Raw genomic sequence first — 23,240 nt, 5'->3', positions numbered from 1 at the left:
CATGGTCAGAATCGCGTTCCGACGCTGATGCCGTAGGTCCGCGGCGTTCCGACGTGGTTATAGTCGAAACCGAAGCCCGCGAGCAGGTCGACGCGCGAGGTGAAGTAGAATTTGTTGGTCAGATTCTTACCCCAGATCGACGCATTCCATCGCCCGTCTGCCGATTCCCAGTCGATATGGCCCGATAGCAGCGCATAGGCGCCCTGCTTCAGCCGGGGGACGTTGAGCACTTCGAAATATTGGCTGGTGGCATAGCTCATATCGCCGTGAAGGCTGAACTTGCCGCTCGGGCCGTCGACCACCGTCGCATCGACACCGCCGGCGAAGGTGAAGGACGGGGCATTGGACAGCTTGTTGCCCGCCACGTCGACGCCGCTGACGATGCCGCGCTTGATCTTGGTGTCGAGGATGCCGATGCCTGCGCGCAAGGTCAGCATGTCGCTCGCCCGTGCGGTCAGTTCGGCTTCGCCGCCCATGATCCGCGAGCTCGGGATGTTGAGCAATGTCTGCGCGGCGGTCGCCGGATCGACATTGATGAATTGCTGGTTGCTGTAGCTGTAGTGGAACACTGCGGCGTTGAGCGTGATCCGGCGATCGGCGAACTGGGTCTTGGCGCCCAGCTCGAACGCGTCGATCTTCTCCGCCTTGGCGATCGAGAGTTCCGACGGATCGAAGAAGGCCTGGGCATTGAAGCTCGGCGCGCGATAGCCGCGGCTGTAATTGGCGTAGATCAGCGCGTCGCGATCGATCTTGTAGTCGAAGCCGATCTTTCCGGACAGGTTGTTGGTGCTGTAGCGCAGCGACGATGGCGGGATCAGGTTGACCACCAGCACGCCGTTGGGGCCGAGCGCGTTGGATTCGAAATTGGTCTGCGATCCCTTGTCCTTGGTATAGCGCAGGCCGCCGCGCAGCTTGAGCGCATCGCTGATCTCGAAGCTCATATCCGAATAGAGCGCATAGCTTTTCTTCAACTGATCGAAGCTGTTGCGGAACAGGCAGCCGAGCGGCAGGCCGATCGCGCAATCCTGGTCGGTGACGCCGGGCAGGCCATCGGAGTCGATGTCCTTGCCGATCTCGAACGTGGTTTCGTTATAGACCTTTTCGCGGTTGAAATAGGCGCCGAGGATGAAGTTGAACGGCCCGTCGAAATCGCTGGTCAGGCGCAGATCCTGCGCGAACTGGGTCGCACGGTCGGCATAGGGGATTTCGAGCAGTTCGGTCGCGGTGCCGTCGGTATCCTCGTAGAAACGCAGGCTCCCTTTGTCCCATGAGGTCACGCTGGTGATCGCAAGCGCATCGCCGACATCGAATGTGCTGGTGAGCGCCACCGAATAGGTGCGGGCATGGCGCCGGTCGGTGACGTTCGCCTCGATCTGGCGACGGCCGAGGCCTGGCCGGTTGATTGCTTCGGGTTGGGCATAAATGCCGTAATTGCGCGGATTCTGATAGCTGGTCGATGCGCGCAGCACGAAACGCACGCTGTCCGACGGTTCGAGCAGCAAGGATCCGCGCACGCCATATTCGCGTACGCCCGCCAGGTCGGGCTGGCCGGGCAGCTGGTTCTTGAACCAGCCATCGGCACGCGCGACGGTGACGGCGACGCGCGCCGCCGCGATATCGCCCAGCGGCACGTTGACCGCGCCGTTCATCTCCATGCGATTGTAATTGCCGTAACCGAGGTTGAAATAGCCGTCGGTCTCGCCGAGCCGCGGCGCGCGGCTGATCAGATTGACCGCGCCACCCGTGGTGTTCTTGCCGTAGAGCGTGCCCTGTGGTCCGCGCAGCACCTCGACACGCTCGAGATCGAACATCGCGACGCCGAGGAATGCGAAATTGCCCTTATAGACTTCGTCATAATAGGTCGCGACCGGGCTCGCCTGGTTGAGGCTGTAATCGGACATGGAGACGCCGCGCAGCGCGAAGATCGGCGTGTTGTCGCCGACGGTGGAGGTGAGCTGGAGATTGGGAATCTTGCTGACGAGCTCGTCGGCCTGGGTGACGCGCTGTTTCTGGAGCGCGTCGCCGGCGATCGCCGAAATCGAGATCGGCACTTCCTGAAGCCGTTCCGATCGCTTCTGCGCGGTGACGACGATATCGGCGCCCATTTCGACGGGCGCCGGTTCGGCTTGGGCAGGTGTTGCGTCCTGCGCGATCGCTGTGCCGGAGCTTCCGGCGAGCAGCAGGGCGGCGAACCGCACGACGGTGCGGCGCGGGCTGGATATCGTCATTCTCTTCTCCCCTTATTATTCTGTTCCTCCACCGGAAGAGAGGCTGGCCAGGATGCGCGCGCGCACCGCGGCAGCTTCGGTCCGGAGCGGCCTGCTGCGTAATTGCCCCACCTCTTTGGTCGTGTAGGGCTTGAAATCTTTGGGGACGTGCGCGGGATCGAAGCGCAGCAACGTCCAGTTCAAAAGCTCGGCGAGCTCGGCGTCGGGCAGCGCCGCGCTCGCCACGCCGGGCACGCGCGCCAGATAGTCGCGGCCCTCGGGCGTTTTCAGGAAAGTGCCGATGATGCCCGCCATCGCCGGCGTGGTCTGCGGTGTGCCGGTCGCATCGGCGCGGTGGCAGCCCTGGCATTTGAGGATCCAGTTGCTGTGCGCGCGTGCCGGCTTTTCGACGCCGGGCATGGCGATGCCCGCCGCCACGCCGCCGGTTGCCGCCACCCCGGCGGCAAAAAGCGCAAGGGCGGAAGCAAATTTCATTTCGCGGAAAGCGCCGCGTTGAGCTTGCCGATCGCGGCGGGCGTCATCCCGGCAGCACCCGCCTTGACCTGCGCGACCTCGGCGGCGGTGAAGGGCTTGGCGGTCCCGCCCTTGGCCGAAGTCGCGAGCACATGGTTGAGTACCGCGGCGATCTGGACATCGCCCAGGCCCGCCTGCGCCGGCATCACGCCGCGATAGGGTTTGCCCTCCACCGTGATCGGCCCGGACACGCCCTTGGTCACGACCAGTATCAGATAGCGGCGGCCGTCGGGCTTGGCCGCGAGCGCGCGGATATCTGCGCGCAGCGGCGGAAAGGCGCCCGGCACGCCGGCGCCGGTGGCGAGATGGCAGGCGGCGCAGCGCTTGTAGATCGCGGCGCCGTCCGCCGTCTGCGCGGCCGCGGGGGCGGCAAACACGGCAAGACCCAGCAATGCGAACCGGCGGATCATTTCTCGTCAACCGCCACGCCGAGGATCACCGCAGTCGAGCAATTGTAGATCGCGCTTTCGGTGCCCAGGCACCAGTTGATGTCGTTGTTCGCCTGCGGACGCACCATCGGCCGGTCGCCGTCATTGCGGTTGCACAGGCAGTTCCCGCACGAGGATTTGCCGCAGCAGTCATTGTAGCTGATGATATAGGCGCGGTTGTCGGCCGGGTTGCGGCAGGTGCCGATCCAGGTGATCGGCGACATCTCGGTGCCCGGCGGGCAAGTGCTCGCCGATCCCCCGCAGCAGCTGCACAGAAAGCCGTCGATCGCGCAATAGCGCCAATAATCGCATTGGGTTTGGTCGCCGGGATCCTGCGGATTGCCCGTGGTCTGCGGCGCCATGCCGCTGGGGCCGCCGCCATGGCTCTGCGCCTGGGCGCGCGAGACCGGGAGGACGGGGATCACCGCCGCGCCGGTGATGGCACCGCCGATCAGGGTGAGCAGGCTGCGGCGCGAGGTCGACTGCGCGACCTTGCGCGTCATCCGTTCGGCGAAACTGTCGAGATGCGACATGGTGATCCCCCTGTCCGGTGTTCAGCGTTGTGCGAGATATTGCTGGATGGAGGCGACACCACGCTCCTTGGCCTCGAACAGGCTTTCCAGATGCTCACGGTTGTTGACGAGACCGAGCGACGCGATCTTGCCATTCTCATCCAGCAGCACGGCATAAGGCAGCTTGGACACGCCCAATTGCCGGCCGAGCGTTTCGGAAAGCACATAGGGGAAGCCCGCGAGATTCTCCGCCATCACCAGCCGGCGATGCGCGGCCGCCTCTCCGTCGCTGGCCAGCACGATGTCGAGCCAGTCATTCTCCGCGCCATTGGCCGAACGGATGATCGGCAGCAGGGTCTTGCAGACCGGGCAATCGGGCGAGAGGAAGAACAGCAGCTGGCTGCGGCCCGGACGGACGCCGCCGATCGTCACTTTCGTGCCGTCGAGCGCAGCCAGCGTCATGCTGGGGCCGGCATCGCCGACATTGACCTTTTGATGCAGGGTCAGCGCACCGGCAGGGGCGATGCGTTCGTGGAGCACGCCGACCTGGCGGGCGAGCGCGGCGACGAGCACGCCGAGCACGCCGACGGTGATCCAGAGGAAGATCTGCGAAGCGAGAAACAGGCTGCTCATCGGGCAAGGCTCCGTTTGGAGGGCAGGGCGGCGATCTCGCCGGCGGCAAGGAACAGGGCGTAGAGCGCGAGCGCGGCAAAGACGGGCTCGACAAGCGGGGCAGGGGCGCCCGGCGCCGAAGCGACGAACAGGGCGAGCAGGACCAGCCCGAAGGGGCGCGCCATGGTGAAGCTGTCGACGGGCTTGCGCTGAACGGCAAAGCCGCAGCCGCAATCAAAGGCGCTTTCGCCGCGTCGCCGCGCCGCGAGCAATGCCACGCCATAGCTTGACCAGAGCGCGGCGGCGAGCAGCGCGCCGATCGGCCGCGCGGGCGTCAGCACCAGCGCGATCGCGGCGGCGGCCTCGATCGCGGCCGCGGCGAGCATCGCGACACCGGCCAGCGGCGCATCGAGCCGAAGCAGCCGCCCGGTCGCCATGGTCAGCCGGTCGCGCGCCACCAGTTTATGGACGGCGGCGGCGGCCAGGACCAGCGCCAGGAAGAGGGCTGCAGCCTGGGTGATCCCGGCCATCAGCGCGCCGCCGTCATCGTCATCGGGTCATGGACCACGCCGACGATTGTCCTCTGGAATGCGCCGGTCGCCGCGTCATAGACGTCGAGCGATCCGTCGGGCTTCGACGCCACGAGCAGCGGGCTCGCCTGTTGCGTCGCCTCGATCGAGACGCTGTGGCTCTTGAGCGCGATCCGGCGGACCAGCGCCTTTTTCACCGGATCGATCACCCAGGCTTCGGTGCCGCCATCCTTGTGGCTGCCCTCCTTGCCGTGCGGATTCATCAGCACATAAAGCAGCCCGGTCTTGTCGGCGGTGATCACCTGCCACCCGCCGGGGCGCCATTCGGGATCGCCGCCCGCGGGCTTCGCGATCTTGAACAGACCCAGGTCGCGCGCCGCGGCGCCGGAGAAATCGATGCCGCGGATATTGCCGGTGAAGCTGACGAACCAGGCGGTGCGCCCCACCATGGCAGGGCTCATGAACAGCGCGTCCTTGTCGATGTCGTTGAAGACCTTGCTGGTGACGGTGGGGCCAGCGCGGCCGGCTGCATCCAGCGCGATGCTGGTCATCGTGCCGTCGGCGCAAAGCGAGGTGAAACCGCGCGGTCCGGTGGGATAGACCAGCGAGCAGCCCGGCAGATCGATGTCCGACAGGATTTTGCGCGCGTCGAGGTCGACCACCGTCACCGACGATCCGGGCGTGAAGTTGAACACCAGCGCCCATTTCTCGTCATTGGTGAATTGGAGGCTGTTCTTGAGTGTGACGAACAGGCCGCGCTTGCCGCCGGGCAGGATGATCTCGCCCTTGGGCGCCAGCGTCTTCGTGTCCCAGATCGTGATCACATCGGTGCGTTCGCCACGCGTCAATCGCGACAGGAAGGTTTCCCCGACATAGAGTTCGGACTTGGTGGTGGCGGGCAGGAAGCTGGCGAACTGCGCGGCCGGGATCTGACCCTTCACATTGCGGTTCTCGGCAGCGACGTCGACCACCGCGACACGGCCATCGGGCAGGCTGTTGAAATGCAGGTCGTGCACGAAGACCCAGCTTTCGGGATATTTCTCCGGCAGCACCGCGACCGCAGGCACCGGTTCCTCGGGCAGGGGCTGCGGATAATCCGCGGCGATCGCGGGCGCTGCGATGTGCAGGCTGGCGATGGTCATGGCTCCGGCAATGCGGCTGGCGGCGCGGCGCATGCGAACTCCCCTCTTTCAGTCTGTCCGGCCTGAACGACCGAGTCGCTGAAATCTGGACTAGTGTCCAAATTTAGTCAATTGCCAAAAGTTGATCGCTTGCCCTAATATCGGGACGCGGCTAGCAGGGCGTCAGGATTGCTGATTTTGACCGATTTTATTGTCCCCGACCTGAAGATCGCGCCTCGCGAGGGCGGATATGCACGCGGCCAGGATGGCTTCGAGCAGATCCTCCGTGCCGCGCTGTCGCTGCTTGTCGAGCATGGATCGGGCGCGCTGACCTTGCGCCGCATCGCCACGGAAAGCGGCATGAATGTCGGCAATCTCAACTATTATTTCCGCTCGAAGGACGAGCTGATTCGCGAGCTGCTCAACGCGGTGATCAGCAGTTACGAGGATTCGTTCGACGCGATCATGCACGAGCCCGGTGCGACCGCCGCCGAGCGGCTCGAAAAGCTGGTGACGCTGATCCTGGAAGACATCACCACCAAGAAGACGACGCGCTTCTTCCCCGAACTCTGGGTGCTCGCCAATCACGATCCTTTCGTCCAGGATCGCATGGAGGAGCTTTACGATCGCGCGCGCGTCTCGCTCAACGAGCTGATCGCGGAGATCAATCCGGCGCTGCCCGCCGACGAGCGCGAGACGCTGGCGCTGTTCATCTCGGCCTCGATGGAGGGACTGACGGTGTTCGCCGGCTATGAAAAGCCGTGGCGCGCGCGGATGCCCTGGCTCGAACAGATCGCCAGGCGTTCGTTCGTCACGCTGGCGCGCGAGCTGAAACCCGGCGAGATCAAGGGGCTGGCGGCGGACCCGTCCTGATCGCGTCGGAGGAAAGGCGGGTAATGCGCGTCCATCTGCTCGGTACGCCGATCGACCTGATCTCGCATGACCAGAGCGTTGCGCGCGCCGTTGCGGCGATGGCGGGCCGCGTGCCGACCGTGCATGTCGCGCTCAACGTCGCGAAATTCGTCGAGATGCGCCGCGACGCGGATTTGCGGCGCGATGTCGAGGCCGCCGAAATGATCGGGCTGGACGGCATGGGGCTGGTGCTGGCGCTGCGCCTGTTCGGCGCACGCGGTGTCGAGCGCGTTGCCGGCATCGACCTGATGGAGGCGTTGTTCGCCGAATGCGCGCGGCGCGGGCTGAAACCCTATGTGCTGGGTGCGCGCGCCGAGATGCTGGCACGGGCCCGAACGGCGGCGGAAGTGCGCTGGCCCGGCCTTGTTCTCGCCGGGATGCACGACGGCTATTTCACCGTCGATGAGGAAGCGGATGTCGTCGCGGCGATCCGGGCGAGCGGTGCGGATTGCCTGTTCGTCGCGATGCCGACGCCGCGCAAGGAACGCTTTCTCAGCCGCCACGCGGGCGCGCTCGGCGTGCCCTTCGTGATGGGTGTCGGTGGCGCGATCGATGTGCTGGCCGGATCGGTCCGTCGCGCACCGGTCTGGATGCAGAGGGTGGGGCTGGAATGGCTGTACCGTCTGATCCAGGAGCCGCGCCGGATGGTCTGGCGCTACGTGTCCACCAATATGCGCTTTGCCGGGCTGATGCTGGGCGCGGTGGTCATGCGTCTTTTTGGTCGGCAGGTGTTGCGGGTGGAATAAAACCTTTCACCGCAGATGTTTATCCATTCACGTCATTCCGGCGAAAGCCGGAATCTCACTTCCTGTTCATTGCCGTACCAAAAGAAGTGAGATCCCGGCTTTCGCCGGGATGACGAACAAACAGGGGAATGACGTGAGTGGCGAAGTCGCTGTATCTGAAAGACTTCCATGCATAATCGAGAGAAGGCGGGTTACCCCACTTCCTTCCGCCGACGATTGACCACCATGCGATCATGCAGGCGGCGGATGGTGTTGCTGCCGGTCGAGACGAACCAGGCGGGGATCAGGCCGTGGATCAGGCAGGCGATACCGGCGAGGATCAGGGACGTGCCGAAGCTGGTCGCATGCCCCATATGCTCCAGATAGCTTTCGCCGACCGAGGCAGGGTGATCGGTGAGCAGGCGACGCATTTTTTCCTCCGGGCTTGATCTGATGAGGAATTTATCGTCATCTGAGGCGGAAATGATTCCTGATTTTGATAGGAATCATCAAAATTCAGGGAAATTTCTCTCAATCGTGACTCGTTCGGAAAATCTTTCTCTCGATCGCCATGATCGACGCATCCTGCGTGAGCTTCAGCGCGACGCGACACTCTCCAATGCCGAACTGGCGTCGCGCGTCGGGCTGTCGGCGACGCCGTGCTGGAATCGGGTGAAGCGGCTGCAGGCGGCCGGGATCATCACCGGCACCGTCGCGCTCGTGAACCGCGAGGCGATCGGACTGGGCGTGACGATCTTCGTCGCGGTGCGGACCAATCGCCATGATCGCGACTGGCTGACCATGTTCGCCGATCATGTCAGGGATATCCCGGAAGTCACTGAATTCTATCGAATGAGTGGCGAGATCGACTATATGCTCAAGGTCGTCGCCGCCGACATTGCCGACTATGACCGGATCTACAAGAAACTGATCGCCAACATCGTCATCCACGATGTCAGCTCGTCCTTCGCGATGGAGCAGATCAAATACACGACCGAAGTGCCGGTGCCGGGGATTTGAACCCCACTTCCCGCCATTCCGGCGAAAGCGGGAATGGCGAGTGAAGGTTCGTCAATTGGCTGGTGACGGGCTCGCGCTCACCAATTCCACTCCCGGAAACCGCGTCCGCAGCGTCTCGATCCATTGTTTCGCGTCGCCCACCACGACGATATTGGCGTTGCCCGGCGCCAATAATGCGGTTGCGCGGGCAAGCTGGGCATCGCTCACCGCGATCGGGCCGGAGAGTTCGGTGCGCGCTTCGGTCAGCGGCGTCCCCGTCATGACCAGCGATGCGAGATAATCGGCGAGACCGGCGGTGCGTTCGGACTGGGTGGCGCGCATATTGGCGAGGAAACGGATTCGCTCGTCGCGCCGCGCGGCCATTGACGGTTCGCTCGCCAGCCGCCCGAATTGCGCCAGGATCAGATCGGCCACCTCGGGCGCGGACTCGTTCTTGGTCTGCGATGCGGCCATGAGCTGCCCGCCGTTCGCGCGCATCGTGACTTCGCTACCCGCGCCATAGCTCAGTCCGCGCTTCTGCCGGATCTCCTGCGACAGCCAGGCCTGCGAGCCGCCGCCGACGATCGCGCTGGCCAGCTCGATTCCGCGGAACGCAGTGTCCGATCGCGGCGGCAGGCGATAGCCGGCCAGAACGGCGGTCTGGCCGGACCCGGGCAGATCGATCGCGACGATGCGCGGGGCGGGGGGCGGTGCGATCGCGGCGCGCGGCGGCGAAGCAGGGGCGCCATGCCAGCCGCCGAACAGCCGCGCCGCGAGCGCCTCGGCTTGGGCGGTGGCGAGCGATCCGGTCACGATCAAAGTCGCGCCATCGGGGCGCCAGCCCGCGCGCGACGCCTTGACGTCATCGATGCTGATGGCGCCGAGCGATTGGGGGGTGGCGAGCAGTGCATAGGGCGTGCCGGCGAACGTCACCTGTTGCAGCATGCGGAGCGCGGTCTGCGTCGGTTGCTTCTGCGCGACCTGCAGCGCCGCGAGCTGTTTCTTGCGTTCGCCGTCCAGTTCGGCGGCGGCGAAATTCGGCCGCAGAACGGCATCGGCAAGCAATGCGCCTGCCGCATCGATATTCGCCGTCGGTGCGGTCAATCGCAGCGTCGTCGCATCGGGTTGCGCGGTGGCGACCAGGCTGGCGCCCAGCGCGTTGAGCGCGGCGATGAAACCGGTGGCGTCGCGCCCGTCTGCGCCGCGCAGCGCCAGCGCCGCCGTGATGTCCGCAAGTCCGCCGCGTTCGGCGGGATCCCCGGCGTCACCGCCGGGAATGACGAGGTCCAGCGTGGTGAGCGGCAGTTCGGTGGAGCGCGCCGTCACCAGCCGCAGCCCATTGGCCAGCCGGCGCTCGACGATCGGCGGAACCGCACGCGTCACGGCCGTGCCGGCGGGCGGCGGCGCTGTCCGATCGGCCGGCGCGGCGATCGCTACAGGGGGTCGAGCCGCCGCCGGGACGACGGTGCCCATCGCATCCACCGCATTGGCCGACCGGTCCCCGACATAGCCCGCCGGACGTGCGCTTTCATCCTGATAGCGGATGGTGACGCGGCGTTCGGCCGGAAACAGGCGCCGGGCCGCTTGCTGCACATCGGCCGGGGTCAGCGCCCGGATCGCGGCGAGCATCGCGTCGTCGGATGCGGCGCTTCCCGTCAGGATCGCGGCCTCGCCGAGCGCATAGGCGCGGCCATCGACGGTTTCCCGGCCGGTCAGCGCATTTCCGAGCATCGCATTGCGGACCCGATCGAGCTCCGCCTGGCTGAGCGGCGTGTCGCGCAATGCGGCGATTTCGGTATCGAGCGCGGTCTGCGCATCGGCCAGTTTCGCGCCATTCGCCAGCGTCACGACAAGCGCGAAGCTGTAACCGTCGCGCGCCGGCAGATTGTAACTGGTGATGCTCGACGCCAGCTTCTTCTCCGAAACCAGCCTTTGATTGAGTCGCGCGGCCGGGCCGGCGGTCAGCATTGTCTCGATCAGCGCGAGCGCCGCGCGGTCGGGATCGCGTGCGGCGGGCGCGCGCCAGGCGAAGATCAGCGCGGGCAGCGGCACATTGGGCGCATAGGCGTCGAGATCGGCCGGTTTGTTCCGGGGCGCTTCGTCGCGCGTATCGCGTGGGATCGCCGCTGTCGGCCGCGGCAGCGACCCGAGATAGCGATCGACCCACTGGTTCAGCGTCGCCGGATCGAAATTGCCGACGACCACGACGATCGCATTGTCGGGCCGGTAATAGGCTTCGTGAAAGGCGCGGACCTCGGCCAGGTCGGCGCGATCGAGATCGGCCGCGGTGCCGCCGATCGGGCGGGCATAGGGATGGGTGGAGAAAGCGAAGCCGGGGATCAGCGTATAGAGGATCCGGCCATAGGGCTGGGCGAAGATGCGCTGGCGCAGCTCCTCCTTCACGACGTTGCGTTCGGACATGTACGCGGGCTCGTCGATGACGAGATTGCGCATACGCTCGCCTTCGATCCACAGCATCCGTTCGAGCTGATCGGCGGGGCCGCTCATATTGTAGATGGTGAAATCCCACAAGGTGGAGGCGTTGGCGCGCACGCCGATCGAGGTCATGTAGCTTTGTGCGCCTTCGGGCAGGTTGCGCGTCGTCTTGAACATCAGATGTTCGAACAGGTGCGCGAAGCCGCCGCGCTGGACGGGATCGTCGCGCTGGCCGACATCGTAGAAGACATAGACTGCAGCCGACGCCGCCTTGGGATCGCGCGACGCGATCAGGCGCAGGCCGTTGGGCAGGGTGCGTTCGGTGAAGCCCATTGGCGGCACCGCGATATTGGGGGCGGAGACGGGCGCGGCGGGCCTGTCCGCCAGCGCCGGAGCCGACATCATCAACAGCGCCACCGACGCGATACGCACAAGCTTCATCACTCAACGCCTCCCCATTGGGGATAAAGAGCATCGGGCGCCGAATGTCCGCCATTGCAGAATCCGCATGGTTCGCGCGGAGCTGCGAAATCGCGAAGATGAACTGCCCTGCTGTCCGATGCGATCGACGATCCTCCGCGTCTCCGCGGCTCCGCGTGGACCGTGGCGGCCCAGCGGAGACATCATAGACGGACCGGTTCGCGCGGAGCCGCGGAGGGAGGGAGAGCTTTCGGCCCGGCACCGGATATTGCATGGTCGGGCTGCGTTGTTGTCGGCGACGATGATGGAGTGACGGAATTGGCCCGATCGAACACCGCCCATTGGCCCTCGACATTGTGGATCGTCCGCCACGGCCAAAGCGCGGGCAATGTGGCGCGCGACGCCGCCGATGCCGCGGGGTTGGCCCGGATCGCGATCACGGGACGCGATGTCGATGTGCCGCTGTCTCCGCTGGGATGCGAGCAGGCACGGGGGCTCGGCCGCTGGTTCGCGCGCGCCGGGGCGTCCGGGCGGCCGGATGTGATGCTGTCCTCCCCCTATGTCCGCGCGCTTCAGACCGCGCGATTCTTCCGCGATGCCGGCGGCTGCGATCCCGACGAGGCGATCTGCCTCGACGAGCGGCTGCGCGAACGGGAATTCGGCATATTGGACGGGCTGACCCGTGCCGGGATCGCCGCCGAATTTCCCGACCAGTCGCGGTTCCGCGACGTGCTCGGCAAATTCTACCACCGGCCGCCGGGTGGCGAGAGCTGGGCAGACGTGATCCTGCGGCTGCGCTCGCTGATGGACACCGTCTCGCTCCATTATTCGGGCATGCGCGTCATGATCGTCGCGCATCAGGTGGTGGTGCTCTGCCTGCGCTACATCATCGAGACGCTGGACGAGGCGCAGATATTGGAGATCGATCGCGCCGGCGACGTCGCCAATTGCGGCGTCACCGAATATCATTTCCGCCCCGGCCATGGCCGCAAGGGGGGCCTCGTCCTGACCCGCTATAACGAGACCGCACCGGTGGAGGACGGCGCCGTGCCGGTCACCAGCGCACCCGATCCGATCGTCGCCGTGCGCGGCTGATCTTCACCATCGGCCAGGTGCGATATAGGGTGGCGGCATGCGTCGTTCCTGAAAGAGCCCCGATGACCGTCAAACACTATCTCGCTTCCGATGCCCTGACCGCCACCGCGACCATCACCGCGATCCTGACCGAGCCGGCGCCTGTCATCCGCCTGGATATCACACTGTTCCACGCACAGGGCGGCGGGCAGCGCGGCGACAGGGGGCGGATCGGCACCGCGCAGGTGCTCGACACCCGCCACGCCGCGGAGGGTGAAGTCGATCACTTCGTCGACAGCGTGGCCGGCCTGGCGGTCGGCGACCAGGTGGAGATCGCGGTCGACGAAACGCATCGCCGCGAAGGCGCGCGGCTGCACAGCGCCGGCCATCTGCTTGCCGATGCGGTGCAGGCGATCCGCCCCGGGCTGCGCGCAGTCGCGGGCCATCACTGGAAAGGCGAGGCGCGCGTTGAGTTCGAAGGCGATATCGAGATCGACGACGCGCTGGAGGGCGACCTGACCGAAAAGATCGCGGCGCTGGTCGCGGCCGGCCTGCCGGTCCGTGTCGTCGGCGATCCCCATGCGTCGCGCGCGCTGGCGATCGGCGATTTCACGCCGGTGGGCTGCGGCGGTCTGCATGTCGCGAGCACCGCCGAACTCGCCGGGATCAGCGTGACCGCGATCCGCAGCAAGAAGGGGCGGCTGCGGGTGAGTTACGAGGTTGGCTAGAGCGATTTGCAGTTCGATCGAACCATCGAGCGAATCGAAAATCATGATAAAACAAATATATGGATCAGGCTGCGTGATTCCAAAATCACGCAGCCTGATCCAGGATGTGCGGCGTTGGGTGCATGCCCGGGACCGGGGTGGAGATCTGACTGTGCTGCCCGATGCCAAGCCGTGCGCATCTGATTGTCTGCCTGCGCGTAGCCGGACTTTACGACTGGGCGCCTCTGTGCGGGTGGCGATGGTTGCCAAGGCAAGCGGCCGAGGATGGGCCCCGGCCGCTGCCGGGTTCAGGCGAAGTTGGCGATAAAGGCTGTCAGGCCGCTTTCCGCCATGCCATGTGCGAGGACGCCTCCGCCCGCATGGATGGTGGCTGCGGTAACCGCTTCATCGACCGTAGCGACTGCGAAGGTATCAGTCGCCGAATCCGGGCTGAATGCCGATGGGGCGGGGGCGGGATCGACGGCGGTGGCGGTCGAGGTGAGGATCTGGCCGTCGAGAACGACGTCTGTGCCATCGATCACCAGATTGCGAGCGTCGGTCAAGGATCCGGTCGAGCCCTGGAAGACCACCGACAACCCTGCGGTCCCGACCGGGATATTTACGGTGATGCCGTCCACCGCGCTGGTGAGGATGGCGTCCGAGCCGCTCAGTTGAATGGTGAAGTCGGTTGCGCTGCCGAGGAGCCTGATGGTGTCCCCTCCATAGGAGAAATCGCTCTGGAAATACGCGATAGTATTGTCCATTACCGTTACTGTTTCCGTTCCAGTGTCGGTGCCGAAAATGTCGTAAATTCCATCGAAGGCGTAGGCACTGTCCCCGAATGGAACGATGATCTGATCGTTTGGCACAAACATACTCCCGTCTTACTGGTAGGGGGTGCATGTATAGGCCGAATGAGGTTTGATGAAACCAGGACGGGAAAAGTTAACCTTGGTTTTTTGATCCATTTAGGATCGAATTTATCTCTCGCCGATGATCCATGCGGATATGGATGGACATGACTATCCGGATGCGGCGGTGGCAGTCATGTCGTGGCGTTGACGAATTGGCGGCGTTGATCTTACGAGTGCCGGTCACTTCGGCTGCGGCGACATATTGTCGGCTTCATCGCCCGATGAATGGATGCGGCCGGAAATCGCTCCATAGCCAATCCGGTAGGTGGGCCCGTTCCTCAATCCCCGCACGCCGCGATCGCGTCGGTCACGCGGGCATAAGCGGCTTCCAGCGGGTCGGTTTCGCCGAGCAGGCGGAAGGTGCCGTTGAGCGTGAAGAAGCAATGGCCGTGGACGCAGGCGAGCAGCGAGCGGGCGAGGGGCGCGGCGCGGTCGGCCTGGGCAGGGGGCAGCACCGCCGCGATCTCCTCGATCACGATCTGCGTGATGTCGCGCACCTTTTGCTGGTAATAATCCGGCATCTCCTCGCCGTCGGGCAGGCGGAAATCGTAGAGCGCGGTCCAGAGATTGCGGTTGAGGATGGCGAATTCGAAATAGGCCTGGATCGCGCGATGAAGGCGGTTCTCGGTCTCGATCTCCAGCCGCGCCTCGAGATGGCTCTGCCAGCGATCGAGCGTCAGCCCGTTGATCGCGAGCATCAGTTGGTCGTGCGATCCCAGAACATTGTAGACCGTGCCGATCGAATAGCCGATGCGCTTGGCCACTTCGCGCGCGGAGAAGCGCGCATAGCCGGTTTCGGAGAGCTGGCGATGGCCCTCCGAGACGATCATCTCGCGCAATTCCTCGCGGCTATGGTCGGATCGGCGGCCCATGGTCAGCCGCCCTTGCGCACGAACGGATATTTGAGCTGGGCGAGATAGCCCTTGGGCACGGCTTCGGGCACGCCGTAGCCGGTCGGCCATTTGCTCTCCGGGAAATAGTAAGTGCCGAAGATCCGGTCGAGCAGCGGGAAATGGATCGCGAAATTCTTGTCGACGCCCTCCGCCTCGATCGCGTGATGCCAGTGATGATAGCGCGGCGTGACCAGCCAGCGGCCGAGCCCGTTGAAATCGCCGCGCAGATTGGCGTGGACCAGCGAGGCGTAGATATAGACCATCGCGATATAGGCCTGCAGCACCGAGGGCAGGAAGCCGAGCGTCAGCAGCGGCAGCGAGGTGACGCCGCGCAGCAGGATGATCTCGACGAAATGCATGCGCGCGCCCGCCAGCCAGTCCATCGATTTGGCCGAATGATGAACGGCGTGGAATCCCCAGAGAAAAGGGATGCGATGGAACAGCCGGTGGAACCAATATTGGGCGAGGTCGGTCAGGATCATCGCCAGCGCAAACTGGACCAGCCAGGGCAGGGCGCCCACCCAGGCACGCGCGTCGGCGAGATTGCCGGTCTTCGCCATGACGAAGGTGGAGGGCGCGAGCGCGAGGAAGGTGATGAGCTGCACCAACATCGAGCTGACCAGATAATAGAACAGGTCTTCGCGCCATTCGATGCGGAACAGCCGCTGCTTGGCATTGTGCGGGAAGATCCGTTCGATCGGCGCGAACATCAGCCCGGTGGCGATCATGTTGATCGCGAAGAAATCGACGCCGAAGAAAATGCCCCAGGTGCGGGTCTCCTCCGGCTGGACGCTGGCGCCGCCCAATATGGTGGCGCCCAATGCGATGACGAGCGCGGTCATGCCGATCGCTTTGCGCGGGCGCAGCAACAGGCTGAGCAAGGCCAGCGCATAGCTGGTGAGCAGGGTGACATGGATCAGCGTGCGGAAGCCGGTCCAGTTCCGCACTGCCTCGAGTTCGGGCATTGCGAAGAATTCCGGCCAGCGCAGCGCCGCGACGAAGCTGAGGCCGGCAATGGCGAGCACGATACCGAAAAAGCCGGAGAACCATCCGGTGCCGAAACCGCGCGCCTCGATCGGCGCCTCCAGGTCGCGGGCCAGATTGTTCAGGAAAGATCGCGCCATAGTCCATGCTCCCCCATCGCGCTTTCGGCGCGACCGTATATGCTGGCATAAAACGCCAATTGAACGATGTCTAATATTTTAATTGAACATTGATAAATTAACGGCTATCACGACCGTCCGCCAAGGGGAGAATTGCCGTGCTCGTCGCCATCGCGCTGCTGGTCTGCTTCGGATTGATCCTGAACACGCGCAGCCGCCTGTCCCGTATGGAGCAGCGCATCCGCATCCTCGAAGATGCACGGCGCGAGGCATTTCCTGGCATCACCGATACCGACGCGGCCCAGGTCGCTGCCGCGCCGATACCCGAAACGGTTCCGGAGCCGGTGGCGCAGCCGATGCCGGAACCGCCCGCGCCATCGGTGCCGGAAACCGCGCCGATTCCCGCACGCAGGCCTGCGCGGATCGTCCATCGTCGTGCGGCGATGGATGCCCCCGCCATCGGCTCGATCCAGGGCGATGTGCCCGAGATGCTGCCCGAGCCGGCCTCTTCTCCGACGGAATCTGTCGCTGCCGCTGCCGTAGATGCGCAGCAGGTCGAGAATGCACCGGTCGAGCCGGCGCCGGTTGTCCCCGGAGCCGAAGCGCCGCGTGGCATCTCAATCAATTTCGAGGATCTGTTCGGCCGTCGCCTGCCGATCTGGGCGGGCGGGATCACGCTCGCCATTGCCGGCGTTTTCATCGTCAAGCTCGCGATCGACGCCGGTTTCTTCACGCCCTGGATCCAGGTGGTCTGCGGGCTGCTGTTCGGCACCGCATTGATCGGCGGCGCCGAAGCCGCGCTGCGTGCCGAAGAAAAAGTGCGCGACGATCGCGTGCGCCAGGCATTGTCGGGCGCGGGGCTGGCGACGCTTTATGCGAGCGTGCTGATGGCGGGCAACGCCTATGCGCTGATCGGTCCGGCAGCCACCTTTGCAGGGCTGGCACTCGTCACCGCGATCACATTGGCACTGTCGACCCGTTTCGGCGCGCCCAGCGCCTTGCTCGGTCTGGCTGGCGGTCTCGCCACGCCCGCACTGGTCAACAGCGCACAGCCGGATATTCCATTGCTCTCCGCCTATCTCGCGCTGACCATCGGCGGGCTGACTGCCGTTTCGCGGATGAAGCGCTGGGCATGGCTGGGCGTCAGCGCGCTGATCGGCGGCGCGGGCTGGAGCCTGGTGCTGATCGTGGGCGGCGCGCTCGATCTGGTTTCCTCGCTGTCGGTGGGTGTGCTGGTGATGCTGCTCGCGCTCGGCCTGCCGATGCTGTCCTTCGCCGGACCGCGCGCGACGATGCTGCGCAGCCTGACCGCGCTGATCGGCGCGGGCCAGCTTGCGCTGCTCGTCGCGGTCGGCGGCTTCACCCCGCTCAACTGGGGGCTGTTCGCGCTGATCGCAATCGCCGGCCAGTGGCTGAGCTGGCGCGAGCGCGGCTTCGAGATCGTGCCGAGCATCGGGCTGGGCCTGTCCGCGCTGTTGCTTGCGATCTGGCCCGATCCGGATGCCGGCTGGTTCGCATTGATCGGCGGCGCCATGGCGCTGATCCATGGCGTACCCCTGCTGCTCAAGCTGTGGCGCGATCCGCCGCGCTTTCAGCTCGCGCTCGAACTCGCGGCGCTGTCGCTTGCGATCCCCGCATTGGCCGCATGGCATTTCTATCGTCACGATGGCAGCCTCGACACGCTGCTCGCCCTGCTGGCGACGCTGGGGGCCGCCGTCTCCGCGCTGGGCGCCGGGTTGGGCTGGAACAAGCCTGAGCGACTGGCCGATGCACGTTTCGCACTGCTGGCGACGAGCGCGGGTTTTCTCGCTGCCTGCGCACTGGCGCTGGTCCTGCCATATTGGACGCTTCCTTTCGGCGTTGCCGCGATCGCCGCCGCGATGCTGCTGCTGGGTGAGCGTGCCCGCGACACCCGGCTGGAGCCGGTCGCCGCCGCCTTTGCTGCCGCGACTTTGCCCATCCTGTTCGCGAGCGATCCCGGAGCGATCGGTGAAGCCGTGCGCCTGGCCGGTGTCGATGCGCGCGGGGCCGATATTCAGGGTCTTGCCCGCTGGCTGGGCGCGGGCGCGCTGTTTGCGCTGTTCGCGACACGCGCGGCGGTGACGCCGATCCGGCTCTGCGCCTGTTTCGTCGCGGCCGTGCTCGGCTATGGCGCGCTTGCCCAGATCGTGCCCGGCTGGGCGATGCCGCTGGCGCTGGGCGCCGCCGTGCTCGGCCTGTTCCTGGCGGGCGGGCGCAAGGCCGATCTGCGGATCGAGGCGATTGCGGGCGTGATCGCGCTTGCCGCGCCGGCCTTGCTGTCGATCACCGGCGCGCATCCCTATGAGGAGTGGCAGCGGCTGGGCGGCGCCGGTGATCCGGCGATCGATCCGCTATCACTGCTGCGCTGGGTTGTGGTCGCCACGCTTGGCCTGCTCTTTGCGATCCGCGCGCGTACACCCGCAATCCGCATGACGGGGCAGGGGGTCGCCGCTTTGTTCGCTTATGGCGCGCTGGCGCAATTACTGCCTGCGGCGGTGTTGCCGGCAACTGCGGCGGCGGGGCTGATCGGCCTGTCGGTTCTGGCGCGTCGATCGGGCTGGAAGCCGTTCGCGCCCGCCACCGGCATGCTCTCGCTGATCGCCGTCGCCTGGGCGGCGGAGCCTGCCGCGACCTGGTCGGGCGCGGCGCTGCTGTCGCTGGGTGGCCTGCCGATGACGATCGACGCCGTGATGCTGTCGATATCTGCGGTGATCGAGCGGTTGCTGGCGCCCACCGCGCTTGCCGGCCTTGCGCTCTGGCACGGTCGCGCCATGCTGTCGCGGCGTGCGACGATCATTGCGGCCTCGGTGGTCGCGGTGCCGGCATTCATCGCGGTGCACAGCCTCTACCGGATCGGCTTTGCGGCACTTGCCGGCGGCGACTTCATGGTCACCGGCCTGGCCGAGCGCTGTATCTGGGCCGGCCTGTTGCTGGCCGGGGGCTGGGCGCTGTCGCGCCGTGCCGAGATGCGGCCGATCGCGATCGGCGTGATCGCGGCGGGTACGCTCCATGCGCTTGCCTATACGCTGCTGCTGCACAACCCGCTCTGGCATGATCAGGCAGTAGGAGCGATCCCGATCGTCAACTGGCTGATCCCGGCATTTGCGCTGGTGCCTGCCGGTCTGTGGCTGCTCGCCGGCCTTGCGCCCGCGGCGATGGCACGGTTCGAGCCCGCGGCGCGCGTGCTGCGGATGATCCTGATCGTGCTGTTCGCCTATGCCACGTTGCGCCAGGCCTTTGTCGGTACGCTGCTGACGGCGCCGGGGCTTTCCAGTCTCGAGGATATCCTGCGTTCGATCGTGGCGATCGCACTCGCCATCGGTTTCCTGCTCTGGGGCATCCGCAGCGGCGGACGCGACTGGCGGATTGCGTCGCTGCTGCTGATGCTTGCCGCGGTCGCCAAGGTCTTCCTGCGCGATGCGTCGGGGCTTGAGGGGCTGTTGCGGATCGGATCCTTCGTCGCGCTCGGCTTCAGCCTGATCGGGATCAGCTGGCTCTATGGCCGCCAGTTTTCGAGGGCGCCGGCGAAAGCCACGGAATCATAATCAAAAACTCATGATCGCCCGCTAGCGCAGCCTGCGCTAGCTGTTTGTGATCGCATCGTTTTTGCGGAAACCCGGTTCCCACTTTTCCGCACGATACTCTAGACGACCTGCTCGGGGGAGTTTCTCAATCATGTCCGCACCTGACCTGTCCTTGCTTGCCAAGCGCCGCTTCGGCCCGATCTTCGCCGTCCAGTTCCTCGGCGCGTTCAACGACAATCTGCTGAAATTCGCGCTGCTGTTCATGGCCAATTTCGGGATCCATGCGGCAGCGCCCGAAAAGGCGGAGATGCTCGCGACGGTCGCGACGGGCGTGTTCATCCTGCCCTATTTCCTATTCTCTTCACTGGCCGGCCAGGTCGCCGATGCGTGGGACAAGGCACGGCTGGTGCGGATCGTGAAAGCGGCCGAGGTCGGGATCATGGCGCTGGCGCTGCTCGGCTTCTGGCTGTCGTCCGTCCCCCTGCTGATCGGCTGCCTGTTCCTGATGGGCATGCATTCGACGATCTTCGGGCCGGTCAAATACGCAATCTTGCCGCAACATCTAAGCTCCAATGAAGTGATGGGAGGAACCGGCCTGGTGGAGGCGGGCACATTCATCGCGATCCTGGGCGGGCAATTGCTGGCCGGCATGGTGCCGCCCTGGGAGGCGGGGCTGATCGCGGTCGGCCTGGCGGTGCTCGGCCTTGCCGCAAGCCTTGCCGTTCCGTCCGCACCGCCGGCTGCTGCTGCGCAGCCGATCGATTTCAACCTGTTCCGGGGCACGGCGGCCATCCTGCGCGCATCCTATGCGCATCGCGGCGTCTGGCTCGCGATCCTGGGCATCAGCTGGTTCTTCGCGGTGGGCGCCGTGATCATGTCGGAATTCGCGCCCTTGGTCAGCGGCGTGCTTGCGGCCAAGCAGGAAGTGGCGACATTGTTCCTGCTGGTCTTCTCGATCGCGATCGCGATCGGCTCGTTGACGGTCAATCGCCTGCTCAAGGGCGAGGTGTCGGCGCGCTACGTGCCCGCGTCGGCGCTGGCCATGGCCGGATTCCTCATCTGGCTGTGGCTGGCGACGCGTGGCTATGACGTCGAGCGTCAGGGCGCCGATGTCGCGACCTTCCTGGCCAGCGACGGGGCATGGAGCATCATGATCGCGCTGGCCGGGATCGCCTTTTCCGGCGGCATGTTCATCGTCCCGCTCTATGCGATCCTGCAGACGCGCAGCGCAGCCGAAGACCGCAGTCAGGTGATCGCGGCCAATAATGTGATCAATGCCGGGCTGACCGTGGCGATGGTGCTGATCACCGCCGGGCTGCTCGCCATCGGCGTCGACGTGCCGGGCATCATCGGCGTGCTCGGTTTCTCGACGCTCGCGGTCGCGTTCGTCGCCTGTTGGCTGCTCCCCGAAACCGTGATCAAGGCGCTGGTCCGCAGCCTGCTGGTACTGCTCTACGGCGTGAAGGTGACGGGCGCGCAGAATATGCCGAAGCCCGGCGAGCCGGCGGTGGTGGTGGTCAACCACGTCTCTTTCCTCGACGGACTGCTGCTTGCCGCCTTCCTGCCGGGCAAACCGACCTTCGCGGTCAACACGCATATCGCCAAGAGCTGGTGGATCCAGCCGATGCTCAAGCTGTTCGACGCCTTTCCCGTCGATCCGACCAATCCGATGTCGGCGAAGCGCATGGTGAAGGCGGTGCGCGAGGGGCGGACGCTGGTGATTTTCCCCGAGGGCCGGATCACCGTGACCGGCGCGCTGATGAAGGTGTTCGACGGCCCCGGCATGGTCGCCGACAAGGCCGATGCCCCGATCATCCCCGTGCGTATCGACGGCGCGCAATTCTCGCTCTTCTCGCGGCTGCGCGGCAAGGTGAAGCTGCGTCTGTTCCCGAAGATCAAGCTGACCATCCTGCCGCCGCGCCGGCTGCACGTCGAAGGCGAGATGTCGGCGCGCGCGCGCCGCGCGATCGCCGGGCGGATGCTTTATGAGGAGATGAGCCGGATGATCTTCGCCACCTCGAATATCGATCGCACCTTGTTCGAGGCATTGCTCGATGCGCGTCGCATTCATGGCGGCAAGGCGCTGGTGGTCGAGGACGTGAAGCGCGAGCCGCTGAGCTACGATCGGCTGATCACCGGTGCCTGCGCGCTCGCTCGCCCATTGCGAACGAAGACGGCGGCTGGAGAAGCGGTCGGCTTGCTGCTGCCCAACATCAACGGCGTGGTCGCGGCGTTCTTTGCGCTGCAGCTGGCGGCTCGCGTGCCCGGCATGCTCAACTTCACCGCCGGTCTTACCAACATGCGCGCCGCCTGCACTGCGGCGAAGATCCGCACCGTCGTTACCGCGCGTGCCTTTGTCGACCAGGCGAAGCTGGGCGACGTCATCGCGGGGCTGGAGGCCGACGGCATCGCGATCCTCTATCTGGAGGATGTCGCGGCCGAGATCGGCGCGGGGGCCAAGCTGCGCGCGCTGGTGCAGAGCCGCTATGCCCGCCGCATCCATAGGCGCGAGCGGCTGTTGCCCGATGCGCCGGCGGTGGTGCTGTTCACCAGCGGATCCGAAGGGCTGCCCAAGGGCGTCGCGCTGTCGCACCGCAACCTGCTGGCGAATTGCCATCAACTTGCCTCGCGGATCGATTTCAACGCCAGCGACGTCGTGCTCAACGCGTTGCCGGTCTTTCACAGCTTCGGCCTGACGGGCGGCACCCTGCTGCCGATCCTCAACGGCATCCGGACCGTGCTTTATCCCAGCCCGCTCCATTACCGGATCGTGCCGGCGCTGGCCTATGACGCCAATGCGACGATCATGTTCGGTACCGACACCTTCCTGTCGGGTTATGCGCGCATGGCGCATGATTATGATTTCTATAGTCTTCGTTACATCTTCGCGGGCGCCGAACGCGTTCGTGACGAGACGCGCAAGGCGTGGGCGGACCGGTTCGGGCTGCGCATCCTGGAGGGGTATGGCGCGACCGAGGCGGCGCCCGTCATCGCGGTCAACACGCCGATGCATTTCCGCGCGGGCACCGTGGGCCGACTGCTGCCGGGCATCGAATCGCGCCTGGATCCCGTGCCGGGGATCGAGGAGGGCGGGCGGCTGTCGATCCGCGGCCCCAATGTGATGCGCGGCTATTTCAAGGTCGAGGCACCCGGCCTGCTCCAGCCGCCCGAGGATGGCTGGCACGACAGCGGCGATATCGTCACCATCGATGCCGAGGGATTCGTCACCATCAGGGGGCGGGCCAAGCGTTTCGCCAAGATCGGCGGCGAGATGGTCTCGCTGCCCGCGGTGGAGGGGTATGCGGCGGCGCTCTGGCCCGGCTTCGATCACGCGGTGGTGACGCGGCCCGATGCGCGCAAAGGCGAGCAGCTTGTGATGTTCACGACCCGGCCGGATGCGCGCTTTGCCGAACTGTCTGCTTGGGCCAAGGCCAATGGCGTCACCGAATTGATGATTCCGCGGGACATCCGCATGCTCGCTACCTTACCAGTATTGGGCACGGGCAAGCTGGACTATGTGACGATGGGCCAAATGGCAGCGGGTTGAGGCCCGGATGTGCGCCGCGCC

The 23,240-nt window shown here is 65.5% G+C and carries 19 protein-coding genes; 7 read left to right on the top strand and 12 right to left on the bottom strand.

Features of this window, described 5'->3' with window-relative positions:
• Window positions 1-5: 5 nt before the first annotated feature.
• Genes AC3WN8_RS23805 through AC3WN8_RS23775 form a run of 7 tightly spaced genes read right to left on the bottom strand, consistent with a single transcriptional unit; the run spans window position 6 to window position 5,998 of the window.
• Entirely contained in the window at window positions 6-2,228 is a 2,223-nt protein-coding gene (locus AC3WN8_RS23805) for a TonB-dependent receptor (RefSeq protein ID WP_492671982.1), read from the bottom strand.
• A 15-nt stretch (window positions 2,229-2,243) separates the two neighbouring features.
• A complete protein-coding gene (locus tag AC3WN8_RS23800; protein WP_492671981.1) occupies window positions 2,244-2,702 on the bottom strand; it encodes a cytochrome C in 459 nt (152 codons plus the stop codon).
• Window positions 2,699-3,151, bottom strand: coding sequence for a c-type cytochrome (locus AC3WN8_RS23795; protein ID WP_492671980.1), 453 nt, complete (start codon window positions 3,149-3,151; stop codon window positions 2,699-2,701). The genes AC3WN8_RS23800 and AC3WN8_RS23795 overlap by 4 nt, the downstream gene beginning before the upstream one ends.
• Entirely contained in the window at window positions 3,148-3,702 is a 555-nt protein-coding gene (locus AC3WN8_RS23790; protein WP_492671979.1) for a methylamine dehydrogenase light chain, read from the bottom strand. The genes AC3WN8_RS23795 and AC3WN8_RS23790 overlap by 4 nt, the downstream gene beginning before the upstream one ends.
• A gap of 21 nt (window positions 3,703-3,723) precedes the next feature.
• Complete coding sequence (locus AC3WN8_RS23785) at window positions 3,724-4,314, bottom strand: redoxin family protein (protein WP_492671978.1); 591 nt, start codon at window positions 4,312-4,314, stop codon at window positions 3,724-3,726.
• The gene (locus tag AC3WN8_RS23780; protein WP_492671977.1) at window positions 4,311-4,823 is read right to left on the bottom strand and encodes a MauE/DoxX family redox-associated membrane protein; all 513 of its coding nucleotides are present in this window, start codon (window positions 4,821-4,823) and stop codon (window positions 4,311-4,313) included. The genes AC3WN8_RS23785 and AC3WN8_RS23780 overlap by 4 nt, the downstream gene beginning before the upstream one ends.
• A complete protein-coding gene (locus AC3WN8_RS23775) occupies window positions 4,823-5,998 on the bottom strand; it encodes an amine dehydrogenase large subunit (protein ID WP_492671976.1) in 1,176 nt (391 codons plus the stop codon). The genes AC3WN8_RS23780 and AC3WN8_RS23775 overlap by 1 nt, the downstream gene beginning before the upstream one ends.
• Window positions 5,999-6,142: 144 nt before the next feature.
• Here AC3WN8_RS23775 and AC3WN8_RS23770 point away from each other — a divergent pair, with 144 nt between their 5' ends.
• Both AC3WN8_RS23770 and AC3WN8_RS23765 read left to right on the top strand, forming a co-directional pair.
• Window positions 6,143-6,817, top strand: a complete 675-nt coding sequence (locus tag AC3WN8_RS23770; RefSeq protein WP_492671975.1) for a TetR/AcrR family transcriptional regulator — start codon at window positions 6,143-6,145, stop codon at window positions 6,815-6,817.
• Window positions 6,818-6,840: 23 nt separating this feature from the next.
• The gene (locus AC3WN8_RS23765; RefSeq protein WP_492671974.1) at window positions 6,841-7,602 is read left to right on the top strand and encodes a WecB/TagA/CpsF family glycosyltransferase; all 762 of its coding nucleotides are present in this window, start codon (window positions 6,841-6,843) and stop codon (window positions 7,600-7,602) included.
• Window positions 7,603-7,793: 191 nt separating this feature from the next.
• Here the strand turns inward: AC3WN8_RS23765 and AC3WN8_RS23760 are convergent, their stop codons facing one another.
• Complete coding sequence (locus AC3WN8_RS23760; RefSeq protein WP_492671973.1) at window positions 7,794-8,012, bottom strand: DUF6356 family protein; 219 nt, start codon at window positions 8,010-8,012, stop codon at window positions 7,794-7,796.
• Between the two features lie 106 nt (window positions 8,013-8,118).
• Here AC3WN8_RS23760 and AC3WN8_RS23755 point away from each other — a divergent pair, with 106 nt between their 5' ends.
• Complete coding sequence (locus AC3WN8_RS23755) at window positions 8,119-8,601, top strand: Lrp/AsnC family transcriptional regulator (RefSeq protein ID WP_492671972.1); 483 nt, start codon at window positions 8,119-8,121, stop codon at window positions 8,599-8,601.
• Between the two features lie 51 nt (window positions 8,602-8,652).
• Here the strand turns inward: AC3WN8_RS23755 and AC3WN8_RS23750 are convergent, their stop codons facing one another.
• A complete protein-coding gene (locus AC3WN8_RS23750) occupies window positions 8,653-11,457 on the bottom strand; it encodes a M16 family metallopeptidase (protein WP_492672016.1) in 2,805 nt (934 codons plus the stop codon).
• Window positions 11,458-11,745: 288 nt separating this feature from the next.
• On the opposite strand from AC3WN8_RS23750, the gene AC3WN8_RS23745 reads away from it, so the two are divergent.
• Window positions 11,746-12,531 carry a histidine phosphatase family protein gene (locus tag AC3WN8_RS23745; protein WP_492671971.1) on the top strand — a complete coding sequence of 262 codons (786 nt, stop codon included), beginning with the start codon at window positions 11,746-11,748 and terminating at the stop codon, window positions 12,529-12,531.
• 62 nt (window positions 12,532-12,593) lie between these two features.
• Window positions 12,594-13,238: an alanyl-tRNA editing protein gene (locus AC3WN8_RS23740; protein WP_492671970.1), complete on the top strand. Its 645-nt coding sequence runs from the start codon at window positions 12,594-12,596 to the stop codon at window positions 13,236-13,238.
• A 287-nt stretch (window positions 13,239-13,525) separates the two neighbouring features.
• On the opposite strand, the gene AC3WN8_RS23735 is transcribed toward AC3WN8_RS23740, so the two are convergent.
• From AC3WN8_RS23735 to AC3WN8_RS23725, 3 genes are all read right to left on the bottom strand, one after another.
• Complete coding sequence (locus AC3WN8_RS23735) at window positions 13,526-14,086, bottom strand: hypothetical protein (RefSeq protein WP_492671969.1); 561 nt, start codon at window positions 14,084-14,086, stop codon at window positions 13,526-13,528.
• A gap of 323 nt (window positions 14,087-14,409) precedes the next feature.
• Window positions 14,410-15,003, bottom strand: a complete 594-nt coding sequence (locus AC3WN8_RS23730) for a TetR/AcrR family transcriptional regulator (protein WP_492671968.1) — start codon at window positions 15,001-15,003, stop codon at window positions 14,410-14,412.
• A 2-nt stretch (window positions 15,004-15,005) separates the two neighbouring features.
• Entirely contained in the window at window positions 15,006-16,148 is a 1,143-nt protein-coding gene (locus AC3WN8_RS23725) for a sterol desaturase family protein (RefSeq protein WP_492671967.1), read from the bottom strand.
• A gap of 137 nt (window positions 16,149-16,285) precedes the next feature.
• Here AC3WN8_RS23725 and AC3WN8_RS23720 point away from each other — a divergent pair, with 137 nt between their 5' ends.
• Both AC3WN8_RS23720 and AC3WN8_RS23715 read left to right on the top strand, forming a co-directional pair.
• Window positions 16,286-19,693, top strand: a complete 3,408-nt coding sequence (locus tag AC3WN8_RS23720) for a DUF2339 domain-containing protein (RefSeq protein ID WP_492671966.1) — start codon at window positions 16,286-16,288, stop codon at window positions 19,691-19,693.
• 130 nt (window positions 19,694-19,823) lie between these two features.
• Window positions 19,824-23,219 carry an acyl-[ACP]--phospholipid O-acyltransferase gene (locus AC3WN8_RS23715; RefSeq protein ID WP_492671965.1) on the top strand — a complete coding sequence of 1,132 codons (3,396 nt, stop codon included), beginning with the start codon at window positions 19,824-19,826 and terminating at the stop codon, window positions 23,217-23,219.
• The last annotated feature ends 21 nt before the right edge of the window (window positions 23,220-23,240 follow it).

This window comes from Sphingobium sp. FW305-3-2-15-F-TSA7 (assembly GCF_058787155.1).
This window is presented reverse-complemented; position numbering and strand designations above follow the sequence as displayed.